This is a genomic window from Enterococcus sp. BWR-S5 (assembly GCF_016745255.1).
In the GTDB taxonomy this organism is placed as follows: domain Bacteria; phylum Bacillota; class Bacilli; order Lactobacillales; family Enterococcaceae; genus Enterococcus_L.
Genome location: NZ_JADOEQ010000020.1, coordinates 1 through 20,879 on the forward strand (window position 1 = coordinate 1; position 20,879 = coordinate 20,879).

Sequence of the window (20,879 nt, forward strand, 5' to 3'; positions counted from 1 at the left end):
GATTTGGTTTTTAGTCGATTTCATTTTATCAGTTAGTTGTTCCTTTTTTGTGTTTGAACACTCAAAAAAGTGTTAGTGAGTTTTCCTTTAGGAATTTCCACCAACACAAAATATTATAGAGCCTATTTACGAAGATTCGTGAGTAGAAGGCAGTTTTAGTATTTGATAAGGAAACCATCTGTCGGTTTTATTCATTTTGTTCAGGCAGCTGTAATCATATCGAGGCGCTTTTCGTTTACGAGTTTCACCATGGTATGTTTCAAGAGCCAAGTAATCCAACCATTTAGCCTTTGATGGATTCTGTTGCGATTGTCGAAGCACATAGCGTCTGGAATGGTTCCTATTTGGTTCTCAGGGAGGCAGAAAGTATGAATGTTTCTATATTTCCTATAAAGGTGTTCTATATTTATCACTAAGAATCAAGTATAATAAGCTATCGGGTAAACGGTTACAAAAAGGAGGGTATCAATGAGACACTATAAAGAGGAATTATTACCGCTATTGGAAAAACTGCCAGTACCGGAACTGAACGATACAATGAGAGAGCTGGTGGAATGGGCCGCTCCATTTCTTAGTAATTACGAACAGGAAGAGTTCAAGCAGCTGGTGGAGCGTTTCCAAGCGGAAGATGGACTACAGCTGCAAGAACGGCTGCAGGGTCATTGGCAGCAAACCGAGGACAGCTGGTTGGCTGATTTTTGGCAGGACAGTTATTTAGGCGGGCGAGGCTGTGTGCAGAGTGAAACCAATTTTGGTTTGGTTATTAAAGAGGAGCACCATACTCAAGCGTTCTCTCGAGCTGAAAAGGCCGCACAGTTAATTTATCAACTGACGAACGTTCATCTTGCTCTTGAGGAAGGCAGCTTTCCGTTAGAATATACAAGAAATGGTCAGCACTTAGATATGTCCTATTATGGAAATTTGTTTGGGAGCTGCAGAATAGCTGGGCTTGAAAAGGATTCATTTTTCAAAAGTGAAGAAAAGAATAGTCATATCATTGTTTTAAATAGAGGAAGCTATTATCAGCTTAACGTTATAGATCAGTCAGGTAATCCATATTCGGTGAAAAATATTCTTGAAGCTATTCACTATATTTTGGCAGAGGAGCAATCCGCTGATGATGGAGAGAAAAATCTGGCATATTTAACAGGTGTGGAAAGAGAAACCGCTCATCTAGTGTATCAACAATTAATAGAAATAGAGGGAAATCAAAGAAATTGTGAGCTGATTGAAAATGCTTTGTTCGTAGTAAGCTTTACGGATGGAGAAGATAATTGTCCGGAAAACCGAGTGTCAACGATGTTGTTAAATGGACAGGATCAGATTTTTACGAAAACAATTCAGGCGCTGATTACTGAAAATGGCACCATTGGATTTAATATCGAGCATACCGCTGTAGATGGTGTACCAACCATGAACATACTGGCGCAGGCTTTTGCTGACTTTGATAATGAACCGCTGGCTGACAACGAGGAACAAACAGAGTTGTTGGTTAATAAACTTTCCTGGCAGTTCACGCCAAAGTTGCTTAAAGCTTTAGCACAATGCCGCCTCGCTGTAGAGGAAGAATCCAAGGCTTATCATATCTACCATCGAGTGATAGAAGGGCTGGGGAAAAATCAGTTAAAGGAGCTCAGAATCAGCCCTGATGCTTATTTCCATGTTGCTTTGGCGGTAGCCCAAAAGGATGTATTTGGAAGGCTGGAATCTGTGTACGAGCCAGTTGCAATGCGCGGCTTTTATGGTGGTCGGACTGAATGCGCACGTTCCTTGAGTCAAGAAAAAAAGGAGTTTTCAGAAGCGTTCCTGAATCAAGAAAAGCCCCTTGAACCTGCTGAACTGGCTGATTTATTTCAGCAAGCCATAACCGCACACTCGAATCGGTTGGTCAGATGCCAAAAAGGGTTAGGTGTGGAGAGACATTTGTTCGGTTTGGAAAAGATGGCAGATGAGTCACTTAATGCTACTTATTTTTTCGAGTCAGAAGGCATTAAGAAGCTGACAAGGAACTTTATTTCGACAACAGGAATTCCAAATGAGCTGTTGGAATCGTTCAGTTTTTGTCCGGTAGACTCAGAAGGATTTGGCTTGTATTATGGCATTCTTGAAGATAGGATTGTTTTGACTCTTTCTTCAAGAAAAGAAAGAATGCATGAAGGGGAGCAGCTGGTCCAAAAGCTGGAGTATTATTTGTTGGCACTGTTGGATATCGTAAAGTAATAATGATATAAAGCCAATCAAGTATTCAACATTCCTATCATGTTTTTGTCTGGAGAAATCATCAGTAAATTAAAGAATTTTTTTGACTGTGCTTAGCCGCGTCATTTTAACAATTACCATGATACATTTTTTGTTATATAAAAATGCAAATACTATATTAAAAAGACAGTGAGTACTCACTGTCTTTTTAAACGTTCATTCAAGGTTATTGAGAAAAATTACCCGCCCATTTCTTCCAGTTCTAAGCTAAGCACTTCCCAAGCATTCAGTTGTTCTTCTTGCTCAGCACGCTTTTCTTCCAGCTCTTTGTTCAAGGCCATTAGCTGAACATGGTCTTCTACCATCTCAGGTCGACTCATTTCTGCTTCTAACTCATCAATTCGTTCATCCAGTAAAGCCAGATTTTCTTCGACTTGAGTAACTTTTCTTTTCAGAGTACGAATCAGCTTTTGTGCTTCTTTATTTAGATAAAAATCATTTTTGGTAGTAGTAGCAACTGCTTCTTCCGATGCTTGGTCTGCTGCTGCCAATGCGGCCAGCTCTTCTTCCTCTTTTTTCTTTTCTAAATAATAATCGTAATCACCTAAGTACAATTTACTACCATTTTCAGATAGTTCAATGACCTTCGTTGCGATACGGTTGATGAAATATCGGTCATGGGAAACAAAAAGCAGCGTGCCTTCATAGTCAATCAAGGCATTCTCCAGTACTTCCTTGTTATCAATATCAAGGTGATTCGTAGGCTCATCGAGAATCAGAAAATTTTCTTTGTCCATTGACAGCTTGGCAAGTGCCACGCGTGCTTTTTCCCCACCACTAAGTAAAGGGATGGTTTTTTCTACATCGTTACCACTGAATAGAAAGCTCCCCAGCACATTACGGATATCCTTTTCCGGTGTTGTCGGGTGTTCGTCCCAAAGCTCGGCTAAAACCGTTTTATTCCCATGAAGATTTGCCTGCTCCTGATCGTAATAACCAATGGAAACATTTGTACCAAGGGAGAGGTCACCCTTGATGAAGGGGAGCTTGCCGATGATTGATTTAAGTAATGTGGATTTACCAATTCCATTAGGTCCGACTAACGCAATTGCTTCTTGCCTGCGAACATCCATATTAATAGGAGCGGACAAAACACTATCATCATAGCCGATTGCACCATCTTCTAATTGTAAGACAACGTTCCCAGAGGTTTTCTCAATTCCAAAAAGAAAATTGGCTGATTTTTCATCGCCTTGCGGTCGATCCAATCGTTCCATCTTTTCCAAGGTCTTGCGACGACTTTGAGCCCGTTTGGTTGTAGAAGCACGTACCAGATTGCGGGCGACGAAATCCTCTAATTTTTGGATTTCTGTTTGCTGTTTTTCGAAAGCTTTCCACTCACTAGCCAGCTGCTCAGCTTTAAGCTTCAAATATTTTGAGTAATTGCCTTTATAGTAATGCATTTTTCTGCGGCTCAGCTCATAGATTTCAGTGACCACTTTGTCTAAGAAGTAACGGTCATGTGAAACAATCAGTAAAGCGCCGGAATAATTAGGCAGATAGCCCTCCAACCAGGAAAGGGTTTCGATGTCCAGGTGGTTTGTCGGTTCATCCAAAATTAAAATATCCGGTTTCTGCAGCAGCATACGTGCCAACGCAAGTCGAGTCTTTTGACCACCGGAAAGGGCATTAATTGGTCGATTATAAAAGCTCTCGTCAAAGCCAAAACCGTGTAAGACAGAGCGAATTTCATTCTCCATGCCATAACCATTACCATCAGCAAACTCCTGCTGTAAACGGTCGTATTCCTTCATTAAATTAGGATATTCTGCTGTTTCTGGGTCAGTTTGACTAATCAGCTGTTCCAGTTCCCGCATTCGATTTTCCATTTGAATCAGAGCAGAGAACGCCTGCAGCATCTCATCCCAAACGTTTTTATCGGAATCAAGTCCAGTATCCTGCGCTAAGTAGCCCAATGTTGCTGTTTTGCTTTTAGCAATTGTACCGGCATCTGTAGGGTCAATTCCAGCTATAATTTTCAGAAGTGTCGATTTTCCGGCCCCGTTTCGGCCAACCAATGCAATCCTGCTGTTGTCTGCAATTTCCATTTGTATATTTTCAAACAAAGTCTCAGCCCCAAAGTAGCGGGCAATTTGATTTGCCTGTAGTAGAATCATAAATTTGTCCTCATTTCAGTTTAATCCTACTCAGTGTAGCATAAAAAGTGGAAAAATTCAGGTCTGTAAAATGATACAGTTTGAGAATATGTTCCATTTTAGAAATAAATAGTATTTTATGAGCAGTAACGTTGCTTTTTAGCTTGTAAAACTGCTATTATTAAATGTGGAGATATTGAATAGTTGGAGGTATGAATGTGAAAGAACAAACGATACCAAAAGCCACAGCTCGTAGGCTTCCTTTATATTATAGGTATTTACGTATTTTATACGATGCAGGTAAAAGCAAAGTTTCTTCAACCGAGTTGAGTGAAGCTGTTCAAGTAGACAGTGCGACCATTCGTCGAGATTTCTCTTATTTTGGAGAACTGGGCAAACGCGGTTATGGATATGATGTTGAAAACTTGATGAACTTCTTCGGTAAAACACTGAACGATGACGAATTGACAAATGTTGCGTTGATTGGTGTTGGTAATCTGGGAAGTGCCTTATTGAAATATAAATTTCATCAAAGCAACAGTATTCGAGTGAGTTGTGCTTTTGACATCAATGAAGATATCGTTGGCAGAATCGTGGACGGTGTTCCCGTGTATCCAATCGATGACATGATGGAGCAGATTAAGATTCAACAAATTGAGGTAGCGATTTTGACCTTACCGGCAAGAAAAGCCCAAGATGTGGTGAATCAGTTGGCAGAAGCAGGAATCAAAGGGATTTTAAACTTTACGATTGCTCGTTTAGCGGCCCCTTCAGATGTGCTGATTCAAAATGTTGATTTGACAAATGAGCTGCAGACATTGATTTATTTCCTGCATAATGACGATCTTGTTGAAACAGAAGAAAAAGAATAATAAGAACAAAAACGGCTGAAGCGATTTGCTTCAGCCGTTTTACTGTTTTTCATGATAACTATAGATTTTGTGTCCAAAGGTAGGGTTCACTTCGGCAATTCTATAATGCCATAATGAACAATCAATTGAACGACAACGACTAGTGTATTCATTCCGCAATGACTGATAATGGATGTCCAAATTTTTCCGGTCATTTTATATAGAATTGCAAAGAACAACCCTAGGAAGAAATAGACAAAAAAGTTTCCATCAAAGTGAATAATTGAAAATAGTGCAGAGCTGATAAGTGCAGCTAGCCAGAAGCCGGTTTTTTCAAATGTGAATAGTTCAGTCAATGAACGTCTGAAAACAAATTCTTCCATAATCGGTCCGCCGATTACTGTTGCCAGAATAAATAACTTGTTGTCAACGATGATTGAAATAATGCTTTCGGTATTTTCAGAGCTTGGCTCAGTATTGGTAATGGCTGTTTGAATCCCCATCACAATTGCTTGCAGGAAAATAGCGATTAAAATGCCGCTGACACCTAGTAACAAGATGAATACCGGTGAAGACAGCTTTCCTTCTTTTTCAATCATTGTCGGCTGTTTGTCCTTAAAGTAGAGATAAATCATTAATCCGGCACCTAAAATGTAAGCAACCGTGGATGCTGTGATAACTAGGCTTTGGGAAAAGGGCGCAACCACTAAAGGTGATAGGTAAACGGCCAGATAAAGCAGAATCATTGTGATGCTCGTCTTTTTTGCAGACATGGAGAACCTCCTTTCAATTTTTGCAATTACTTAGAAGTATAGCACAGGGAAAACAATTTCTGTATAGAAATTCCGTAAAAGATGTTACCTATAAATTCTTGTTAAATACTTCTGGCAGCTGACTATTTACCGAATGTGAAGATTAAAAGGATTCTAAAGCTGTCGTAAGATTATTTTTTTCGGTAGCCTAAAAGCAGAAAAATAAATACGCCAAAAAACAGAGCTTCCCATAAGGTGGATGTCCAATTAAATTCTCTGTCTACATCGAAAAAAAAGTTTCCAATGTTGGCGACTAAAAGATAGAGAGCTGTCAATCCGATCGTTTGAGCCAATCGTTGTTTCATTGTGGTCCTCCTTTCACTGTCTTTATAGCTTGAAGTACGACGTCATTTTTTATGACCATATTACTGGTCTTATTTTACCATGAAGCTGCGAAGAGGATATAGTAGAACAGTAATTAAAAGCCTGAGTTTAAAGAAAAAATTTTTTTCCATACAAAAGACTTGCAATACAAAAGAGAAATGAGTATTATAAATAGTGTGAGTTAGCACTCTCGATATAAGAGTGCTAAAAATAAAAACTATTTCTATTATGGAGGGATTTATTGTGTTAAAACCATTAGGCGATCGCGTGATTCTTGAAGTCGCTCAAGAAGAAGAAAAAACAGTAGGAGGCATTGTTCTAGCTTCAGCTGCCAAAGAAAAACCGCAAAACGGAACAGTTATCGCAGTGGGAGAAGGCCGTGTTCTTGATAACGGTACAAAAGTTCCTGCAGAAGTTAAAGAAGGCGATACTGTTATGTTTGAAAAATATTCTGGAACAGAAGTTAAATATGATGGCAAAGAATATTTAATCGTTTCCGGAAAAGATATCATTGCAATTGTCGAGTAAGCCTCGATAGTCATAGAATTCAATTAATATAACTAAAGATAAGGTGGGAAAATAATCATGGCAAAAGAAATTAAATTTGCAGAAGATGCGCGTGCAGCAATGCTTCGCGGTGTAGATATTTTAGCTGATACAGTCAAAGTGACTTTAGGACCAAAAGGGCGTAATGTTGTTTTGGAAAAATCTTACGGTTCACCACTAATTACAAATGATGGTGTAACAATCGCTAAAGAAATCGAGTTGGAAGACCACTTTGAAAATATGGGGGCAAAACTAGTTTCAGAAGTTGCTTCTAAAACAAATGATATCGCCGGTGACGGAACAACAACAGCAACAGTTCTGACACAAGCAATCGTTCGTGAAGGGTTGAAAAACGTAACTGCCGGAGCGAATCCTTTAGGCATCCGTCGCGGAATTGAATTGGCAACAAAAACTGCAGTTGAAGAATTACACAACATTTCAGCTGTCGTTGATTCTAAAGAAGCAATTGCACAGGTTGCAGCTGTTTCATCCGGCTCTGAAAAAGTAGGTCAGCTGATTGCTGATGCAATGGAAAAAGTAGGTAACGACGGCGTTATCACAATTGAAGAATCAAAAGGAATCGAGACTGAGTTAGACGTTGTGGAAGGTATGCAATTTGATCGTGGTTACCTTTCTCAATACATGGTGACAGATAATGATAAGATGGAAGCTGTTTTAGAAAATCCATATATCTTAATCACTGATAAAAAAATCTCAAACATTCAGGATATTCTTCCGTTATTGGAACAAATCCTACAACAATCACGTCCGTTGCTAATCATTGCGGATGATGTAGACGGAGAAGCATTGCCAACATTGGTATTGAACAAAATCCGTGGAACATTCAATGTTGTTGCTGTAAAAGCACCAGGCTTTGGTGACCGTCGTAAAGCAATGCTTGAAGATATCGCTACATTAACTGGTGGTACAGTAATTACTGAAGACTTAGGTCTTGAATTGAAAGATACAACAATTGAAAACCTTGGAAATGCAAGCAAGGTTGTTGTTGATAAAGACAATACAACAATTGTTGAAGGTGCGGGCGGCAAAGAAGCAATCGATGCTCGTGTTCAATTAATCAAAAACCAAATTGCTGATACAACTTCTGATTTTGACCGTGAAAAACTACAGGAACGTCTGGCTAAGTTGGCTGGCGGGGTTGCCGTAGTCAAAGTCGGTGCAGCAACTGAAACAGAATTAAAAGAATTAAAACTGCGTATCGAAGACGCCCTGAACGCAACTCGTGCGGCTGTTGAAGAAGGTATGGTATCCGGTGGTGGTACTGCACTGGTAAACGTAATCGGAAAAGTTTCTGAAGTAGAAGCTGAAGGTGACGTAGCAACTGGTGTGAAAATCGTTATCCGTGCATTGGAAGAACCAATTCGTCAAATCGCAGAAAATGCCGGCTATGAAGGCTCTGTGATTGTTGATAAACTGAAAAATATCGAATTGGGCACAGGCTTCAATGCGGCAAACGGCGAATGGGTAAACATGTTAGAAGCAGGAATCGTTGATCCAACAAAAGTAACACGTTCTGCACTGCAAAACGCAGCTTCTGTCGCAGCGTTATTGCTGACAACTGAAGCAGTTGTAGCTGACAAACCAGAACCAGCAGGCGCTGCTGTTCCTCCAATGGACCCTTCAATGGGAATGGGCGGCATGATGTAAAATAGAAACAAGTGTAAGAACCTCGAAGATTATTCGAGGTTCTTTTTAATTTGTAAATAGCTTTTTTTGGAAAGAGACAGAACTTTTTGGAAATATTGACAGCTTATCACTTACCTCTTGCTTAGATTTTTTAGTTATACGATTATAGATTGGCTAGGAGTAATAGAAGCTATCAGACTCATCAAAAGATTGTTAAGGATTACCAAATCTTCCGGTGTTTAATTTGAACCAAAAATGAGCAATGAGTTGATGAATCAGTAACAAGAATTATATTTTATTTCTTTTGACTAATTGATATACTAGAAAATAAAGGAGTTCTCTATGCGAAAAATATTTTTAAGTGCGGTATTTTTGGTAGTTGTTATTACTCTGGCAGCTTGTTCATCCAGCAGTAAGGGAACAACAGTCAGTAATACTGAAACTACAAGCAGCAGTGCTAAAGCAAGTATATCTGAAAAAGAATATGCCTCTTTGATTGGAACCTGGGAGTGTTTAGATGAAGCCGACAAAGGGGAAAAGGTCCATATAACTAAGAATGACAATCGTTTAACGATTGCATATGCGGATAGTGACAGTTACGAAACGGAATTTGTCTCTAAGTCTGAAGAAGCAGAAACTATTTACTACCGCTTTGAAAATAAAGAGGCTGAACTTGGGTACAACATCGATTTAATGAAGAATGGAAATATTACTTTAAACTTTGGTACAACCAATCCGGAAATGACAGGGTTAAGCAAACCAATGGAGTATAGAAGGATTGATTAATAATCTTGTGTTTTGATCCGGACAGCACATGTGTTAGTAGAAACAAACAAAGAACCTCGAAGATTTTTCGAGGTTCTTTGTTTTCTGAAAAATAGCTCTTAATCTGATAGTGCGGGTTAAGCTGCAAATGTCAGACCGACAGCTCTTAAGCAATCTTTCATCACAGGTAGTGAAGATGGACCGATCCCGTGAAAAGAGAGTACTTGTTTTTCAGTTAGTGAAGACAGCTTTTCAAAGGAGTTCACTTTTTCATGAAGCAATGCGCGTTGTGCCGGTCTTGATAATTTAGCTAAAAATTCTTGATAATCTATGAGGAACACCACTTTCCTTTTTTCTGATTATAGCAGAGAACTAAAAAATAATTTGTTTTTTTCAAAAGGCAGAGGTGAAAGACAATGTTTTTCTATAAACATTTTGATGTTAAAAATATTCTTTACGAGTGATTTTCATTTTCGGTTAAACTGTCTATATCAGAAAAATAAGAGATATTACAACCGTTTTTTTATCTTAAAAACATCATAAATGTCATAAAAATGATAAAAAAAGAATGGAAAACATTAATTTTAGATGTTATCATTATTGAGTAAAAAATAAATATTGAAGGAGAGAAAAAATGAAAAAGAAATTTGTTGGTCTTTTGTTTTCTACATTGTGTTTATCTATGGCGGTAGCACCAATGGCAACTTTTGCGGAGGGGAGTATCGCTGATGAGTTGATGGTACCTCGTGCCTTATTGAGTCAAAACTATTCTTTACTGACTCCTGATTCTTATCGATTAGGTGTGGACGACTTCATTACCGGTTTAAGTGATACGACTATTAAAAAGGTCGCTCTTTATGTGAACGGTAGCTTTGTTCGAAATGGGGTTGTTTATTCAGATGGCAGCTTTGAAGTAGAGGCAAGTGATGCTGTCACTTCTGTTAACGATGATGTAGAAATCGTGGGAATGGATAGACGTAACAATGAACTGGAACGTCAGAAGGTATCTATCGAACAGGAAAATATTCTTTTATCTGCGGAAGAATATACACTATTTGATAATGAAATTCGTGGTGTTGCAGGTAATAATATGGGCGTAGTCAGCTTATTGGTCAATGGTGATTTGATGCGTTCTGCAGCTGTCAACAATGATGGTTCTTATACACTTCCTGTGGAATCCGGCGATATCATCGAGCTTGAGGACCACGTAGAGGTTGTAGGGTCATTGTTTGGGAAAGAGCTTGCTCGAATCGTTATTCCTGTAAACGCTATTGATTTAAGTGCGGCAATTAATACATTTGCCAGCGGAGTTGATAATTCTGTGACTGGAACTGTTTCCGGCAAGGGATTGGCAAAAGCAAAAACTGCACGATTGTTTGTAAATCGCCGTCGTACAAGTGAAGTGGCAATTGATGGCAATGGTGGCTTTTCTTTAGCAACAGAACGTCTTTCTCTAACATTCAAAGATGATGTAAAAGTGGCTATCCTAACTGAAGATGGCGAAGAGTTGGGACGTTATCAAGTAAATATTGCACAAGAAATTAGTGATATTTTCCCTGATACTGAGTTTGCGCGCTATATGGCTATGATGCTAAATAGGTACGAGAATGGCAATACCATGGTAACAAAAGCTGATCTTACTGAAATTACGGATCTTAGTTTAATAGATAAGAACTGGGTATTTGATTTGACTGGGATTGAGTATTTAACTGGATTGACAACATTGTACTTGGGGAATTTCCATGGTGATAGAGGCGATGGTACAAGTATGAGTATTGATTTCGATTTGCTTAAAAATTTAACAAATTTAGAATCGCTGACAATTCATGGGTCCGGTGATTTGCAAAATCTGTCATGGATTAAAAATCTGACAAATCTAACTTATTTAGATTTGCGCAGCAACCCTCAGTTTAGCGATATACAAGGGGTAGAATATTTAACAAATCTGGAGCATCTGAATTTGAGTGACAATGGCTTAGAGAATATTTCCTTGCTGGCTGGGCTGACAAACCTTGAGTTTCTTGATTTGAGTCAGAATAGCTTTGAAGATGTTTCTCCTTTAGCAGGTTTAGTTAACTTAAGAGAGTTACGAATTTGGGAAACACCAGTGACAAATATGGATAGCCTAAGTCATTTGACTGAGTTGGAGATCCGCAATTAATAAGAGCGATAACTAATTTATCATATTAATAATCTGTTGACCTCCGATATTGAGAAAAATATAGGAGGTCGGCAGTTTTTTCTAATTAAAAATTTCTTTCAATATACAGTTAGAAAGGCGGGCATATAAGATTTTTCACCCATAAGCAAGCAAAAAAATCATCAGCCAATATTGACCTCCTTTCTTTTTGTCAGGTAAAATAGTAAAAGAAGAACAAGAAAATGAGAGGTCGACAGAAATGACCGCTACAACTCTTGGTATATAAGGTCTGAAAATAGGCGAGGCTTAATCCAAACAGTATGTAATGCGAATAGCAAATGCAACAATATTTTGGCCTAACCAACATGTGATTTTTGAATGTCAAAACCTTTCTTTTGTGAAAAAAATGGGGGAACTAGAGTGAATGAAAGCACGATGATCAATAAAATCATTAAAAGAAGCTGTAAAGAGATATTTCCTGTTGATGTTTTTCAAAAAGGAAGCTCCAGAGTCTACTTAGATGATAATGGGTACTACTTTACAATGATAGAGTTTCAACCTTACTCGCTAAAGAAAGGGACTTTTCTGAATATAGGGTTGTCGTTCCTCTTTGGTAATACAGACTATTTATCCTTTTCATACGCGTACAACAATAATACTCGAGTGGGTCGCGAATTTATTGAGTTTAGAGATGAACGACAGTTTGAGAATGAAATACAAGAATACATTGAACGTGCGAGTCAGTATATTTTGAAGTATAGAATGTTCCAAGATATCAACCATGCGAAGAACTATATGATAAAGGAGCTTGATGACAGTAATTGGAATCCATATATAAAATCAATGTTCTGTTTTCTTGCGGAAGATAGAATGAATGGTGAAAAATATTATCACATGTTTTTAAAGGACCCATTTTTCAAAAACATCATTACTCGAGATAATTATCCAACGGAGCCGGAAAAAATTAATAAGGAGTATGTATTGGACAGAATTAGAGAGCAGAGATTCTTTTGGCGCACGAAATCAACAATGAAGAAGATGAAAACTTTTGAAGACTATAGTTGAAGCATTCAATGAAGGGTGCTTTGAATAGGTGCATTCTGTTTTGAACGATAGAATTTCTATTATGTTTGAGTAAAATACTAAAAACCTCCGTCAGATTGCATCTTGACGGAGGTTTTTTCTTATTTCAAACTAAAGGGAAGCTCTTCTTCTGTATATTCTCTTGGGTTTGGAACAACTCCTAATTGGTACTCGATTGTTCCGCCTTGCAGTAAATCTTCATGTGAAAAGAATAGTGAAGTATAGCTGCTATCGTTTCGTTTTATTTCATGAACAAACTGCTGCTGTACACAGTTTGGTGAGCTGGAAATCGTTAGTGTTTCTCCGTTTGATAAATGAAGGGTTGCTTTATCAAACAATGGAATACCAATCACGTATTCACCACTTCCTGCTGTGACAGGATAGAAGCCTAACGAGCTGAAAATGAACCAGCCAGACATGCTGCCATTGTCCTCGTCTCCAGGATAGCCTTGTGGTGAAGCACTAAAGCACTGAGTCATCAGTTGTTTAATCATTGGTTGAGCCATCTCAGGTTTGCCGAGATAGTTGAATAAGTATGGCAAATGGAAGCTTGGTTGGTTAGACAAAGCGACCTGTCCGAATTCAATCGACGCCATTTCACTCATTTCATGAATTTCAAAGCCATATCCCCCTGTATGATAAAGAGGTTTTTGATTGCAAAGCTCAACCAGTTTCGTTTGATACTTTTCTTTTCCTCCATGTGCTTCAATTAATCCAGCAAAATCATGGTAGACTGCATAACTGCTTTGCCATGCGCTGCCTTCCGCATAGTCCGTTCCCCAACGATGAGAATCGAAGTTCACACTGAAATTGCCTTCCGTATCCTTTGCGCGCATAAAGCCGGACTCTTTATCAAAAATATTCACGTAATTTTTTGCCTGAGTTCTATATTCAGCAACCGTGTTGTCATTTAGGATTGCTCCGACCTGATAAATACAAAAGTCGCTGTAGCAATAATCCAGTGTATGGTTAACAGATTCGTGATGTGTATTCGGCACATAGCCATGACTTAAATAGTCGTAGGTTCCGCGTCGACCGTAATTAGCATGTTCACTCTGATCTGTTGCCCCTTTTTTCATTGCGCTTAAGAATTCGGGCATTAAATCAGGTCGAATACCTTTGACAGCTGCATCTGCAATCACTGCATCAATCAATGTGCCGGGCATCATACCCCGTTCATCAGGAGAGAGCCATTTTGGTAAGAAGCCGGTCTCTTTGTAGCTGTTCAAATAGCCTTCCAACATCTCTCCGTACTTATCCGTAGCTATCAATGAATAGAGAGGATACACTGTTCGGAAAGTATCCCAGAAACCGTTATTTGTATAAAAGACACCCTCACGAACACATTTGTTGAAGGTATCGTAGTGAATGGGTTTGTTCTCCTCGTCCCATTCGTAAAAGGTTTGTGGAAACAAAAAGGTTCGATAGAGACAATGGTAGAAAGTAGCAACTTGCTCCTTGTCATGATGGGTAATCTCTATTTTGCTTAAGTATTCCTCCCAAGCCGTTTGAGCATGCTTTAGATAGTCTGTTTTTTCCCAGCCCATTTCTCTGGATAGATTCAATTGTGCCTGATCCTCAGAGATAAATGAGGTTCCTAAGCGGATTTCCTGAGTAGAACCACCGCTAAAACGTAGAATGACAAAACCATCTTCGCCTTCAGGGGCGCCTTCGATAGCCGTTAACGGACTTTCAAATTTCAATACAAAATAGAACGTGAACTGCTCGTCTTCACAGCCGGCATAGTTGATGATTTGTCCTAAAACAGTGGTTTCGTCTAACTTCTTCAGCTTATAACGACCGGGAAGAGATAAAGCTAACCCACCGTTCTCTTTCATGCCGGAAAGAGAGAGGATACCACCATACATACTTGGAATCAGCTGCGAGGTAATTTGATAACGGCAGCTGGTGATTTCCAGACATGCAGGGTTGAAGGTGCTTTCTTCAGGGCGGTAAGAGCTTTGAGCATGAAATAGATTATTTTCACTGAGCGCTCCATTGATTGGGAGCAAGACGAACTGACTAAAATCACCCATCCAAGGACTTGGCTGATGAGTGATACGGAAGCCTTGGAACGTGTGATCCTGAGGATGAAACCACCAGCTGCCCTTTTGATTGGTGGTTTGCGGGGCAAAAAAGTTCATGCCGAATGGTACTCCGGTGTAGGGCAGGCAATTGCCGTGAGAAAAGCTGTATTGGTTATCTGTTCCGTGTCGTGTATCAATTGTTGAAATTTTCATGACAAAGTGAGCTCCTTATTTGTTGATAGTGGATTGTCGCAAAACAAGCGTTACAGGAACTTTCTCATCAGGAGTCGGCGTTTGTTGGATGAGTGCAATGATTTTTTCGCCTGCAAGTCGACCGAGCTCAGCAAAATCCTGAGCAATCGTTGTTAACGGAGGATCGACTAACGAGGCTGCTTGAATGTCATCAAAGCCGATGACTGAAAAATCTTGCGGCAATTGAAAACCGGCTTGCTTCAGCTGGCGCATGAGTGCAATAGCAACTAAATCATTTTCACAGACAGCCGCTGTCAGCTGATGTGTGCGGATATAGGCAATAGCTGTTTCAATCGTTGCATCAGGGTCATCCAGCTTTGTTCGAAAGGTAAGGTCGTCTTTTTTCAGACCATCAACATAGCCCAAATAACGTTGTCTGACCGATTGCGGATGATGTGCTTCACCAAAGATATAGCCAATTTTCTGATGACCGTTACTGATTAACTGACGAGTCGCAAGCTGTCCCCCTTGAAAGTTATCCGAGAGAACTGCCGGAAAAGAAAAATCATAGAGCTTTTTATCCAAGGTAACCACGGGAAAATCAAGAGCTGCCAGTTCAAAGAGCAAATCTAGCTGAGCATCTGTTGTAATTGCATAATAAATAAGTCCGTCGAATTCCTGCATAATCATCTGAGCAGAACGCTGCTCTAAATAATCTGAAGGTGTCATCAACAGTTCAAAGGACTGTTCCTGAATAACAGGATAGATTCCTTCCGTAAAATTCCCTAGAGATAAATCGTTCGCAAAGGGCAGGACAAAAAGAATTTTTCCTGTTTTTTCTGTTGCCGCTTCTCGACTTTTGACAAAGCTGCCGCGACCTTGCTCCCGATAGATATAGCCTTCATTTTCCAATTCGGTTAGTGCCCGTTTAGATGTGATACGACTTACCTGATATTTTTCAGAAAGTTCCATTTCTGTTGGTACTTTGCTATCCGGAGCTAGCTTTCCGGATTCAATCATTTGTTGGAGATCCCCATAAATTATTTTGTATAAAGGTTGTTTCATAATCGATTACACCTCTTAAGTTGATATATCATATTGAGATGATAACATATCACAAAAAAAATGAAAACCCTTTTAAATTTTTAATTGACTACTAGACATAGAGAAAAAAGCAAGGTATACTGAGTGTGCTAAAATGATATATCAAATTATAAGGATAGGTGATAACATGGTATATAAAAGCATACCTAATTCAGTAGAAAAATTTATGGAAGCCATTACAGAACGTTGTGGAGAAGCTCATAAAGATTGGGCGGAAAACTTTAATGCGGCGTTTGCTAATACACTGCTGACAACAGTGAAAAGACATTCAGATGGTACAACATTTTTATTAACAGGAGATATTCCGGCGATGTGGCTGCGTGATTCTACTGCACAGGTACGACCTTATCTGGTCATTGCCAAAGAAGACGCAGAGCTGGCGGATATGATTAGTGGGTTAGTGAAGAAGCAATTTTACTATATCAATATAGATCCATATGCCAATGCATTTAATGAAGAGGCAAATGGTGCAGGACATCAGTCCGATCATACAGAAATGAATGACTGGATTTGGGAACGAAAATATGAGATTGACTCACTTTGCTACCCTGTACAGCTTGCCTATCTTCTTTATAAAAACACTGGACGTACAGATCAGTTCAATACCGATTTTATTGAGGGCGTGAAGAAAATTTTGATGGTTTTCCGTACAGAACAGGATCATTCCCTCTCACCATATCGCTTTACACGCGACACAACAAGAGGCGAAGATACGTTAATTAATGAGGGATTAGGCGCTGAGGTTGTACCGACAGGAATGACCTGGTCTGGGTTTAGGCCAAGCGACGATGCCTGTAAATATGGCTACCTTGTACCTTCCAATATGTTTGCGGTGGTGATTCTTGGCTATCTGGAAGAGCTGTTTACAACAGTGCTCGCAGACTCAGTTCTTGCAGAACAGGCGAAAGCATTGAAGGACGAGATTCAGCAGGGGATTGTTCAATACGGTATGACGACAAATCAAGAGGGAAAGAAAATCTTTGCTTATGAAGTAGACGGAAAAGGGAATGCCACAGTGATGGATGATAGTAATGTTCCCAATCTGATTGCGGCACCTTACCTTGGTTATATTTCCGAAAAGGATGAGTATTACCAAAATACTCGCGAAACCTTACTGAGTAAGGAAAATCCATATTTTTATGAGGGAACATTTGCTAAGGGAATTGGCAGCTCCCATACACCTGAGAATTACATTTGGCCAATTGCTTTAGCGATGGAAGGCATGACAACTTCAGACAAAAAGGAAAAAGAGCGAATTTTGAATCTTCTTACAGCGACGGATGCGGGCACTCATTTGATGCATGAAGGCTTTGATGTGAATGATCCGAATCAATACACACGAGAATGGTTCTCGTGGGCCAATATGATGTTTTGTGAATTAGTAATGGATTACTTTGATATTCGAGTGGAAAAATAACCGATTAGAAAAAGAGAGGACAGGAAGAAATGAAGAAAAAAGTCTATATTGTATCTCATAGTCATTGGGATCGTGAATGGTATATGCCCTATGAACAACATCACATGCGATTGATTGAGCTAATGGATGATTTATTGGAGTTGTTTGAAACAGATCCCTCATTTAAAAGCTTTCATTTAGATGGTCAAACGATTATTTTGGATGATTATTTGCAAGTGCGACCTGAGAAAAGAGCCGCAATTCAAAAGGCAATTGATGAAGGGAAATTGCAAATTGGCCCGTTTTACATCTTACAGGATGATTTTCTGATTAGTTCAGAATCCAATACACGCAATATGCTGATTGGGATGGAAGAAAGTAAAAAGTGGGGCACACCGGTAGCGTTGGGGTATTTCCCGGACACCTTCGGTAATATGGGACAGACACCGCAAATGATGCTGCAGGCAGGCTTGGAGAGCGCAGCATATGGTCGAGGGGTAAAACCAATCGGCTTTGATAATGAAGTGTTGGCGGACGACAATTTTACTTCTCAATATTCTGAGATGTTTTGGGAAGGTCCGGATGGCAGCAAAATCTTTGGACTGCTTTTTGCCAACTGGTATTCTAACGGGAATGAAATCCCGGTTGATGAAGGAGAAGCAACAATTTTCTGGCAGCAAAAGCTGGCAGATGTTGAAAAGTTTGGTTCAACCAACCATTATTTAATGATGAATGGAGTTGACCATCAGCCGGTACAAAAGGACATCTCAGCGGCAATTCGCACCGCAAACAAGTTGTTCCCTGAATATGAGTTTATTCATGCCGGCTTTACGGAATATCTTGAGGCTGTTCAGCAAGAGCTGCCGGAAGATATTGGAACCATCACAGGTGAGCTGACCAGTCAGGAAACAGATGGTTGGTATACCTTGGCAAACACCGCTTCTTCAAGGGTTTATCTAAAGCAATGGAACACAAGAGTTTCCAGACAGCTGGAGAATATCAGTGAACCATTGGCGGCGATGGCTTATGAAGTAACAGGCAGCTATGATCATGATATGTTGGATTATGCATGGAAAACCTTGATGCAAAATCATCCTCACGATAGTATTTGCGGTTGTTCACTTGATGAGGTGCATAGAGAAATGATGCCGCGCTTTGAAAAAGCAGATGAGGTCGGTAAATTTGTGGCTGATGAAGCAGTTAGACAGTTAACGCAGGCGATGGATACATCTATGTTTCCGGAAAACAGCAAGCCGTTTGTGATTTTTAATACGGTGGGACTGGAACGGTCTGGTACTGCAACTGTCGAAATTGAGCTGGAACGAAAAACTTTTAAAGAAGGAATTCCGGTGAAGCTTTATCAGGAATTGAAGGAGCGCCCTTCAAAGAGTTATCACGTGGTTAACCAAGAGGGACAGCCTGTGAAAGCTGTGATTAGTACGGAAGAGGTGCTGTTTGATTATGAGCTGCCTAAGGATGCTTTCCGGATTCCGTTTATGAAACGCTTTGTCACAGTAACCGTAGAAATTTCAGACATGGCAGAATTTTCATGGGAAGCGCTGGCTCTTGTAGAGGGAGAGGCGCAAGGCAATAACAAACGAATCATTTCAGAGAATGGCAGAGTATTGGAAAATGAACAGGTAAAGGTTGTGGTCACCGAAAATGGCAGCCTGTCAATTTCCGATAAACAAACAGGGAAAACCTTAGAGAACCTATTAGTTTTTGAGGATGTTGGAGATATTGCCAATGAGTATATTTTCAAGCAGCCGGAAGGCGATCAGGCGATTCTTTCTACAGCTTTTCCTCATTCCGTTGAAATTTTGGAAAATACAGAGATTGTCGGAAGAATTCTTTTGACTCAAACGTTGGAAGTACCAAAATCGGCAGATGACTTGCTGGAGGAGGAACAAAAAGCAGTCATTGATTTCCGTTATCGCAAAGCACAACGTTCAAAAGAGCTGGTACCATTCACTATTCAAACAATTATCACATTAGATCGCCAGAATAAGCATGTAGCCTTTGAAACAACGATTGATAATCAGGTCAAAGATCATCGTTTACGTGCACTGTTTCCAACAGGCATTCATGTTGACACACATGAAGCGGACAGTATCTACGAAGCAGTGACTCGTCCTAACCAAGTATCCAGTCATTGGGAAAATCCGACAAACCCTCAGCATCAGCATGCATTTGCGAATCTTCATGATGACTCATTTGGGGTAACGATATCTAACTTTGGTCTAAATGAATATGAAATTATTGAGGATACCATTGCGTTGACCTTGATTCGTTGTACCGGTGAACTGGGCGATTGGGGCTGGTTCCCGACACCGGAAGCGCAGTGCCAAGGGCAACATACTTTTACGTATGGTATTGAATGCCATGGGGCACAGGAAACCCGTTATGAAACATATAAACATGCGCAAAGCTTGCAGGTTCCCTTTATAACAAAACAGCTGGAGCATCAGACTGGAACATTGGCGGCAACGCATCAATTTCTAGCTGTAGATGGTGAGGCCTTTGCCATAACCGCGCTAAAACGTCGAAAAGCAGATAATCAGCTGGTTCTTAGAGGGTATAGTTTGTCATCAGATCCGTCTGATTTGGTTATTCAAAAAGATAATTGCGGGCTTGAATTATTGAATTTATTGGAGGAACAACAAGAACAGGGGATTGCAGAGCAGTTACAGCCTTACGAAATTCGAACGGTCGGATTTAAGGAGGAAAACTAATGTATTATGGTGGAATCGAGGCAGGCGGGACTAAAATGGTTTGTGCGGTTGCCGACGAAGAGTTGACGATTGTTGAGCAACTGGCTATCCCAACAACCTCACCGGAGGAAACCATCGCACAGATTATAGCCTTTTTTGATCGCTATTCGTTGAAAGCTATGGGGATTGGTTCGTTTGGTCCAATTGGAATTGATCCTACGAAAGAAAATTACGGACATATTCTGGCAACGCCTAAAGAAGGCTGGGCCAATGTTGATTTTCTGGGAAATTTGAAACAGCACTACAATGTTCCTTTTGCTTGGACGACGGATGTTAATGCGGCCGCTTATGGTGAGCTGAAGCGGGGGGCTGCTCAAGGAAAGAAGAGCTGTGTCTATTTGACAGTAGGAACGGGCATTGGTGCCGGTGTCGTTTTGGATGGAAAAATTTTCCAAGGAAACGCTCATCCCGAGATGGGACATATTCGAGTAAAACGCCATGCTTCGGATGATTACGAAGGAACCTGTCCGTATCATGGGGATTGCCTGGAAGGCTTGGCAGCCGGACCTTCTTTGGAGCATAGGACTGGAACCAAAGGACAGGAGTTGAATCAGGAGCATCCTATCTGGGACATTCAAGCGTACTATATCGCTCAAGCATTGGTGAACTATACATTGACATTGGCACCGGAAAAAATTATTCTGGGTGGTGGTGTAATGAATCAGGATCACTTATTGCAGAAAGTTCGCCACCAGTTTATTGAGCAAATGGCCGGTTATATGGAAACGCCGGAAATCGATGACTATATTGTTCGTTGGGCATTACCGAATCAAAGCGGAATTATCGGCAGCTTGCTGTTGGGAAAAGAAGCAGCACGTTAAGAAGGTTATTTCGTGTGGAAGCCGACAACTTCTGCTAAAATGGAG

Annotated in this window: 16 protein-coding genes; 10 read left to right on the forward strand and 6 right to left on the reverse strand. The window is 40.1% G+C overall.

Annotated features, from left to right (window positions below):
* Positions 1–468: 468 nt before the first annotated feature.
* The gene (locus tag IW510_RS18640) at positions 469–2,220 is read left to right on the forward strand and encodes a choline/carnitine O-acyltransferase (RefSeq protein WP_202062214.1); all 1,752 of its coding nucleotides are present in this window, start codon (positions 469–471) and stop codon (positions 2,218–2,220) included.
* Between the two features lie 218 nt (positions 2,221–2,438).
* Here IW510_RS18640 and abc-f read toward each other — a convergent pair whose 3' ends face one another.
* On the reverse strand, positions 2,439–4,376 hold the full coding sequence (abc-f, locus tag IW510_RS18645) for a ribosomal protection-like ABC-F family protein (protein WP_202062216.1): 1,938 nt from the start codon (positions 4,374–4,376) through the stop codon (positions 2,439–2,441).
* Positions 4,377–4,573: 197 nt separating this feature from the next.
* Between abc-f and IW510_RS18650 the strand changes: the two genes are divergently transcribed.
* A complete protein-coding gene (locus IW510_RS18650; RefSeq protein ID WP_202062218.1) occupies positions 4,574–5,227 on the forward strand; it encodes a redox-sensing transcriptional repressor Rex in 654 nt (217 codons plus the stop codon).
* Positions 5,228–5,313: 86 nt separating this feature from the next.
* On the opposite strand, the gene IW510_RS18655 is transcribed toward IW510_RS18650, so the two are convergent.
* Together IW510_RS18655 and IW510_RS18660 are read right to left on the reverse strand one after the other, a co-directional pair.
* Positions 5,314–5,979 carry a CPBP family intramembrane glutamic endopeptidase gene (locus IW510_RS18655; protein ID WP_202062220.1) on the reverse strand — a complete coding sequence of 222 codons (666 nt, stop codon included), beginning with the start codon at positions 5,977–5,979 and terminating at the stop codon, positions 5,314–5,316.
* 170 nt (positions 5,980–6,149) lie between these two features.
* Entirely contained in the window at positions 6,150–6,323 is a 174-nt protein-coding gene (locus tag IW510_RS18660; RefSeq protein WP_202062222.1) for a hypothetical protein, read from the reverse strand.
* Between the two features lie 262 nt (positions 6,324–6,585).
* Here IW510_RS18660 and groES point away from each other — a divergent pair, with 262 nt between their 5' ends.
* The 3 genes from groES to IW510_RS18675 all read left to right on the forward strand — a co-directional run bounded on the left by groES (position 6,586) and on the right by IW510_RS18675 (position 9,321).
* Positions 6,586–6,870: a co-chaperone GroES gene (gene groES / locus IW510_RS18665; protein WP_202062224.1), complete on the forward strand. Its 285-nt coding sequence runs from the start codon at positions 6,586–6,588 to the stop codon at positions 6,868–6,870.
* A 57-nt stretch (positions 6,871–6,927) separates the two neighbouring features.
* On the forward strand, positions 6,928–8,556 hold the full coding sequence (gene groL / locus IW510_RS18670; protein ID WP_202062226.1) for a chaperonin GroEL: 1,629 nt from the start codon (positions 6,928–6,930) through the stop codon (positions 8,554–8,556).
* Between the two features lie 321 nt (positions 8,557–8,877).
* A complete protein-coding gene (locus tag IW510_RS18675; protein ID WP_202062229.1) occupies positions 8,878–9,321 on the forward strand; it encodes a hypothetical protein in 444 nt (147 codons plus the stop codon).
* 116 nt (positions 9,322–9,437) lie between these two features.
* Here IW510_RS18675 and IW510_RS18680 read toward each other — a convergent pair whose 3' ends face one another.
* Entirely contained in the window at positions 9,438–9,641 is a 204-nt protein-coding gene (locus IW510_RS18680; RefSeq protein ID WP_236674819.1) for a hypothetical protein, read from the reverse strand.
* 293 nt (positions 9,642–9,934) lie between these two features.
* On the opposite strand from IW510_RS18680, the gene IW510_RS18685 reads away from it, so the two are divergent.
* Positions 9,935–11,461 carry an immunoglobulin-like domain-containing protein gene (locus tag IW510_RS18685; RefSeq protein WP_202062231.1) on the forward strand — a complete coding sequence of 509 codons (1,527 nt, stop codon included), beginning with the start codon at positions 9,935–9,937 and terminating at the stop codon, positions 11,459–11,461.
* 399 nt (positions 11,462–11,860) lie between these two features.
* Positions 11,861–12,505 carry a hypothetical protein gene (locus IW510_RS18690; RefSeq protein ID WP_202062233.1) on the forward strand — a complete coding sequence of 215 codons (645 nt, stop codon included), beginning with the start codon at positions 11,861–11,863 and terminating at the stop codon, positions 12,503–12,505.
* A 119-nt stretch (positions 12,506–12,624) separates the two neighbouring features.
* Here IW510_RS18690 and IW510_RS18695 read toward each other — a convergent pair whose 3' ends face one another.
* A complete protein-coding gene (locus IW510_RS18695; RefSeq protein ID WP_202062235.1) occupies positions 12,625–14,763 on the reverse strand; it encodes a GH92 family glycosyl hydrolase in 2,139 nt (712 codons plus the stop codon).
* 15 nt (positions 14,764–14,778) lie between these two features.
* Complete coding sequence (locus IW510_RS18700) at positions 14,779–15,807, reverse strand: GntR family transcriptional regulator (RefSeq protein ID WP_202062237.1); 1,029 nt, start codon at positions 15,805–15,807, stop codon at positions 14,779–14,781.
* Positions 15,808–15,973: 166 nt separating this feature from the next.
* Here IW510_RS18700 and IW510_RS18705 point away from each other — a divergent pair, with 166 nt between their 5' ends.
* From IW510_RS18705 to IW510_RS18715, 3 genes are read left to right on the forward strand one after another with little or no spacing between them, the layout of a single operon-like run.
* Positions 15,974–17,263, forward strand: a complete 1,290-nt coding sequence (locus IW510_RS18705) for a glycoside hydrolase family 125 protein (RefSeq protein ID WP_202062239.1) — start codon at positions 15,974–15,976, stop codon at positions 17,261–17,263.
* Positions 17,264–17,292: 29 nt separating this feature from the next.
* Positions 17,293–19,974, forward strand: coding sequence for an alpha-mannosidase (locus tag IW510_RS18710; RefSeq protein ID WP_202062241.1), 2,682 nt, complete (start codon positions 17,293–17,295; stop codon positions 19,972–19,974).
* Positions 19,974–20,834, forward strand: coding sequence for an ROK family protein (locus tag IW510_RS18715; protein ID WP_202062244.1), 861 nt, complete (start codon positions 19,974–19,976; stop codon positions 20,832–20,834). The genes IW510_RS18710 and IW510_RS18715 overlap by 1 nt, the downstream gene beginning before the upstream one ends.
* Positions 20,835–20,879: the final 45 nt, after the last annotated feature.